The sequence below is a fragment of the Mitsuaria sp. TWR114 genome, from assembly GCF_007997345.1.
The window spans coordinates 1-6,380 of record NZ_VOSR01000159.1 but is presented as its reverse complement, the minus strand read 5'-3'; the positions used below and the strand labels follow the sequence as shown (position 1 = coordinate 6,380).

General features: G+C 68.7%; 4 protein-coding genes. 1 reads left to right on the top strand and 3 read right to left on the bottom strand.

Annotated features, from left to right (window positions below; translation table 11 throughout):
* Positions 1-188 precede the first annotated feature (188 nt).
* A complete protein-coding gene (locus FUT87_RS07510; RefSeq protein WP_147240622.1) occupies positions 189-2,234 on the top strand; it encodes an ATP-binding protein in 2,046 nt (681 codons plus the stop codon).
* Positions 2,235-2,254: 20 nt separating this feature from the next.
* Here the strand turns inward: FUT87_RS07510 and FUT87_RS07505 are convergent, their stop codons facing one another.
* The 3 genes from FUT87_RS07505 to prsT all read right to left on the bottom strand — a co-directional run.
* Positions 2,255-3,148: a serine protease gene (locus tag FUT87_RS07505; RefSeq protein WP_091724022.1), complete on the bottom strand. Its 894-nt coding sequence runs from the start codon at positions 3,146-3,148 to the stop codon at positions 2,255-2,257.
* A complete protein-coding gene (locus FUT87_RS07500) occupies positions 3,145-4,449 on the bottom strand; it encodes a GNAT family N-acetyltransferase (RefSeq protein ID WP_091724020.1) in 1,305 nt (434 codons plus the stop codon). The genes FUT87_RS07505 and FUT87_RS07500 overlap by 4 nt, the downstream gene beginning before the upstream one ends.
* A 76-nt stretch (positions 4,450-4,525) precedes the next feature.
* On the bottom strand, positions 4,526-6,380 hold a 1,855-nt coding region (prsT, locus tag FUT87_RS07495; RefSeq protein WP_186830411.1), incomplete at its 5' end, for an XrtA/PEP-CTERM system TPR-repeat protein PrsT.

Here is a 6,380-nt window from a genome sequence, read left to right as displayed (position 1 = left end):
CCTGCTGCTGCGCGAGCCCGCGCCGCAGCCGGGCATGGCGGCGCCGGCCGGCCACGCCGGCTGAGGCTCTGCCGCCTCCACCTTGCCTGCGCGCCTACCGATCCTTGCACAGTTGTTCCTGGGTGTCCGGCGGCCCTCCGGAACGGGATGAGAATGCCCCTTCGTGAGGACGGACGAGGAACGTGGCAATGAGCATGAACACCTATCTGAAGGGCCGCCTGCGCAACACCGCCCTGTTGCGCAGCCAGGGACTCATGCCGCTCTACGAGGCCGTGGTCAATGCGATCCAGGCGATCGCCGACTCGGACGATCCCGACGGTGGGGACATTCGCATCGAGGTGCTCCGCACGCCCCAGCAGCAGTTGCTGGAAGACACCCGGCAGCGCCGCGGGGCGCCGCCCCAGGAGCCCATCGTCGGCTTCCGCATCATCGACAACGGCGTCGGGTTCGACGAACGGAACATGTCCTCGTTCGAGACGCTGGACAGCGACTACAAGGCCGCGCTGGGCTGCCGGGGCGTGGGGCGACTGCTGTGGCTGAAGGCCTTCGAAGCGGTCAAGGTGTCCAGCATCTTTCGTTCCAGTGACGGCAGCCTGCGCCAGCGCAATTTCTCGTTCACGCCCGCGCATGGCGTCACCGCGCAGGTGATGACCGACTCTCCTCCCGACGCACAGCCGACAACGATCATTGAACTCTGCGGCTTCGACCAGCCCTATCGCGAGGCTTCACCAAAGACGGCCACCACCATTGCCCAGAACGTCTTCGAGCATTGCCTCTGGTATTTCGTGCGCGAGGGGGGCGCACCGGCCGTCTCGGTCGTGGACGGCGACGAGGTGATCGACTTGCATGAGGTCCACGCCGCCTACATGCTGTCGTCCTCGACCAAGGAGCGAATCACGCTCAAGGGGCAGGAGTTCGAACTGACCCATCTGCGATTGAAGGCCGGCGCGGACCGCCAGCACTTCCTGGCCTGGTGTGCCGCGGGCCGCGTCGTGGAGAAGGAACCCTTGGGCGGTCGGATCTCCGGTCTCCATGGTCGGATCAAGGATCCGGAGGGCGACTTCCACTACGCCTGCTACATCACCTCGGCCTACCTGGATGGCCACGTCCGGCCCGAACGCATCGGCTTCGACCTCGGGGCCATCAGCGATGACCTGTTCTCGGCTACCGAACTCGGGATCGACGACATCCGGGACGCCGTGGTCACCCGCGCCAGCCAGCACCTGCGTGACCACCTTGAAACGAATGCAAAGGCCAGCCGGGACCGCGTGGAGCGCTTCGTCTCCGAGCGGGCACCTCGCTACCGGCCGATCCTCAACCGGATCGAGCCGGCCCGGTTGAGCGTTGATCCCGACATCTCGGACCGCGACCTCGATCTGCTCTTGCACCGTCATCTCGCGGACATCGAAGGCAGCCTGCTCGCGGAAGGCCACGAGATGATGAACCTGGGAGACGCCGAGTCACCGGCCCAGTACCAGCTTCGACTGCAGCGCTATCTCGAGAAGGTCGATGACATCAAGAAGTCTGACCTCGCCAACTACGTCTTCCACCGCAAGATCATCCTCGACATCCTGGAGAAGGCCATCAGCGTCGGCGCCGACGGTCGATACGCGCGCGAGGATCTGATCCACGATCTGATCATGCCGATGCGCAAGACCTCCGACGAAGTGTTCTCGGATGGCTCGAACCTCTGGTTGATCGATGAACGACTGGCGTTCCACAACTTTCTCGCATCGGATCGGCCGCTGGCCTCCATGCCGATCACCGGAAGCATCGATGCCAAGGAGCCGGACCTGTGCGCCTTGAATGTCTTCGACCAACCGCTGCTGGTGAACGAAGGTCAGAAGCTGCCGCTGGGATCGATCGTGGTGGTGGAGATCAAGCGCCCGATGAGGAACGACGCTCGCGCCGGAGAGGACAAGGACCCGATCGAGCAAGCGCTCGGTTATCTCGAACGGATTCGCGAAGGCGGTGTCAAGACCGCGCGGGGGCGCCCCATCCCGGGTTCCGACACGATCCCAGGGTTCTGCTACGTCATCGCGGACCTGACTTCAACCGTGCGCCATCGTTGCAAGGTCCTGGGGCTGCGCGAAACCAGCGACAAGCAGGGCTACTTCGGCTTCAACGACAACTTCAGGGCCTACATCGAAGTGATCTCGTTCGACCGACTGCTCAACGCGGCCCGGGAACGCAATCGCGCCTTCTTCGACAGGCTCGGATTGCCAACACCCTGAAGAGCGGGCCGGCTGAGGCCTCACTTGTCCAGCAGCGGCCAGACGTACTTCACCGGTACCGCGTAGCTGATGCCGCTGGGCGCGCTGAGCGCCGATTCGCGGGTGCCCTTGAGGGCCACCATGTTGACCACGCCCACCACCTTGCCGGTGCGGATGTCCAGCAGCGGCCCGCCGCTGTTGCCCGGATAGGCCGTGGCGTCCAGCTGCAGGAACTCCAGCGCGCCTTCCCTCAGCTGGCGCACCGCGCGCTCGGACAGCGCATTGGAACTGGGCGCCGGCAGCGCGGCCCGGGTGATCGCGGCGATGCTGCCGCGGTGCGTCGCCATCGTCACGCCCAGCGCGGTGCCGATCGGATACCCCATCAGCGCCACCGCCGCGCCCTCCCGGACCACCGGCCGGTCGCCATCGACCTCCGCCAGCGACAGCACGTCCACCAGCGCGCCCTTGTCGTCGGCCAGCTCCAGGATCGCCAGGTCGCGCGCCGCGTCGCGGCGCAGCAGCTTCACCGCCCGCAGCTGCGGCTGCCCCGACGCATTGCCGGCCGCCGGCACGGTGATCATCAGGTCCTTCTCGACCGGGTTCGGGACCACATGCGCGCAGGTCACGATGCGGCGCCCGTCCCCCACCGCGAAGCCGGTGCCGCGGAAGCCGAAGCGCGGGTTGTCCGTCGCCGCGAAGGTGCCCACCGCCACCACCGCCTGGCGGCTGCGGTCGATCAGGTCCGGCAGGGTGTTGGACATCTCCTGCGCCCGGGCCGTGCCCGTGCCGGCCAGGCCCCAGGCGCCGAGCGCGCCGCCCGCGCCCCAGGCCAGCAGCTCGCGGCGCGCCACGACGCGGGCGCGTCCGGGAGCCCGTGCGGCATCGGTCGCGTTCGGGGGCGTCGTCGAGGGGATCCGGTCGGTACTGCGGGTCATGCGGCAAGGTCCTTCGAGGTGATGCCCATCTCCAGCGTGGAGACGAAGCTGCGCCAGTGGCGGTCGGGTTCGTCGATGCGGAAGCCGTAGAAGCTGCCCTGGTCAGTGTCCTTGCGGCGCACGGCGCGGCAGGTCACATGGGCCGTCTCGCTGTGGCCCAGCTCGATCTCGACCGTGCCGTCCACCTGCAGCGGGAGTTCATGGTCGCACTCGGCCTGGAAGCCGTGGGCCGAGACCTCGATCACGTCGAGGTCGAAGTGGCCCATCTCGCTGTCGTTGGCCGCGCGGATGTCCAGGTGGCCGGGGCAGCGGATCGAATAGCGCGGGTACTGCCGCAGCGAGCGCCCCAGGTCCTGCCCGCCGCCGCTGAGCATCGGCAGCACCGAGCGGAACTGCGCATCCTCGCGGTACACCGACCACAGCAGCGCCTTCTTGCGGTCGTCCATCTGCGCGAACACCGGCACCACGCGGTTGAAGAAATGGTCCAGCAGCGCCGGCGTCATGACCGGGTCGTTGGTGGTGTGGAAGCGGCGCTCGGGCAAGCGGATGTTGGGCAGCCGGTGGCGGAAGAAGTAGTGGTGCAGGTTCTTCACCGGCTTGCGGCCGCGGTAATGGCGCTCGAACAGCGCATCGGCCTCGTGCAGGTCCAGCGTCGCCCCGACCGCCGGCGCACCGTTGGCGAAGTCGTACTCCGCCACCGTCTGCTCCTTGAGCCGCCGGAAGAACAGCAGCGCCTCGTACAGCTCGATCTTGTCGGGGTTCACCGCGATCACCAGGTGCCGGGTATCGAAGTACTCGGTGCAGTACTGGTGCATGAACTTCATCAGCGGGAACAGGATCGCGCCGCCGGTCTTGCGGAAGGCCGGCGCCACCGCCAGGGCCGAGATCTCGGCGATCTTGCCGCCCTTGGCCCGCACGCCCTCGAGGTCGAAGACGGACTGCAGCGGGAAGCCGAACACGCCCTCGCGCACCATCGAGATGGTGCCCACCACCACGCCGTCGTACTTGGCGCACAGCGTCGTCGTGGTCGGGAGGGCGTGATAGACCGTCACGCGCAGGCCGCTCGGGTCGGGTTTCATGAAGCCGCTGCCGACGTAGGCGTCGTGCAGGATGCGGAAGCAGGCATCGAGTTCCTCCTGCGTGTCCGCCACCTTGAGCTCCAGGCGCTCCGAGGGCGACGGGTCGCAATCCACCATGCGGCGGTAGATCGCGAAGCGCATCGGCTTCGGCAGCGAGGAGAAGATCCGCCGCAGCCCCTGGTGGAACCGCTTGCGAAGACTGGATCGTCGAATCTGGCTCATGACCGTCCCCTCCCCGGGTGCGGTGTCTCCGCCGCCTCTCGGCCCGCGCGGGCGTCCGACCTCGTGGTCGACCGCCTCAGCGGATCGCGGCCTGCAGCTTTCGCACCTCGGCTTGTTGCTCGAAATTCGGTCCCAGGTCCGCCAGGCGCTTGAGTTCCGCCTCGGCATCGCCCTTGTTGCCGCCGGCCACGTACAGCTGCGCCAGGCGCAGGCGGTACGCGGGCACCGACGGCGCCTGCTTCACGGCTTCCTTCTGCACCTCGACGGCCTTGGCGTTCTGGCCCTTGGCGGCGAGGGCCTCCGCCAGCGTGTCCATGTAAGGCGGCACGTTGGGGCGGAGCTTGTTCGCTTGCTCGGCAAATTTCAAGCCCTCGTCCGCCTTGCCGGCCCGCAGGCGCAGCCAGGCGATGTTGTTGGCCGCCGCCGCGTTCATCGGATTGGCGGCCAGCACCGCCTGATAGCGCTGCTCCGCCTCGGGATAGCGGCCGCTGTTGAGCGCCACGTCGCCCAGGTGGTACTGGAACAGCTCGTCGGTCTTGTACTTGGCCAGATAGGCGGCGGCGTAACGCTCGGCCTCGTCCTTGCGGCCGGACTCGATCAGCGTGCTGTGCAGCACGATCGCCAGCTCGGTGTTGGCGGTGGTGGCGCCGGCCTCGGCGGCCAGCTGGTCGGCCTTGCGGTAGGCGGTCACCGCGGCGGGGAAGTCGCGCCGGCTGCGCGCCACGTCGCCCTCGAGCTTCCAGCCCAGGCCGAACTTGGGCTGCGCCTGCTGCAGGCCCTTGACCGCGACGAGCGCCAGGTCCGGGCGGCCCATCTGCAGGGCCTTCTCGACCACCTTGCGCGCCAGCTCGCCGTCGCCGGGCCCGATCGCCTGGGCCCGCTTGAGCGCCGCGGCCGCGGCCTCCTTGTCGCCGGCCAGCAGGTGCAGGTCGGCCAGGCGCAGCGGTCCCAGCGGCGAGCGCGGCTGCAGCGTCGCGACCTTGTTGAAGCTGCTGATGGCCTGCTGGCGGTCGCCGGTGGCGGCCTGCACCTGGCCCAGCAGGTCGATCAGCGCCGGGTTGTCCGGGCTGGCGGTGACGCCTTCCTGGGCCAGCGACAGCGCGGTCTTGAAGTCCTTCTGCTCCATCAGCAGGCCGACCGCCGCCTGGCGCGGCGTCGGGTCGTCCGGATGCTGCCGGGCGAGTTCGGTCAGGCGCTTGATCGCCACGTCCTTCTCGACCAGCTTGTGCGCCAGCTTCAGCCCCATGGTCGCCATCTCGGCGCGCAGGTTCTTCGGATCGGCCTTGAGCACCACCTCGTAGCGCTTGACGGCGTCCTCGGCCTTGCGGTCCTGCAGGTCCATGGTGGACAGGCTGTTGGCCGCGGTCATCGAGGTGGGCTCGCGCCGGACCGCCTCGTCGAAGGCGGCGCGCGCGCCGGCGCGGTCGCCGCGCAGCAGCGCCATGCGGCCGCGCAGCTCGGGCGCGGTCGAGGACTTGGGATCCTTCTTCTCCAGCGCGGCGATCGCCTGCGTCGCGGCCTCGTAGTCCTTCTTGCGCGCCAGCACGCTGATCAGCGCGATGTCGGCGGAGGTGCCCTTGTCCTCGGCCGAGAGCTTGCGCAGCGCGGCCACGCCGGCAGCTTCCTGGCCCTTCTGGATCTGGCCCAGCGCCAGGCCGACACGGCTGCGCACGTCGTTCGGATTGACCTCGGCGGCGCGGGCGAGGAAGCGCTCGGCCTCGGCGCCCAGCCCCTGCTTGAGGCGGATCTCGGCGGCCAGCGCCAGCACCTCGGCCGACGGCGCCTTGCCGTCGAGCGCCGGTTGCAGCGTCGTCATCGCCTGCTCGGCATCGCCGCCGCGCAGCTGCAGCTGGGCCAGCGCGACGCGGGCCGACTGCGCCTCGGGCGAGGCCTGGATCAGCTTGCCGTAGTTCGCCTCGGCCTGGCGCAGG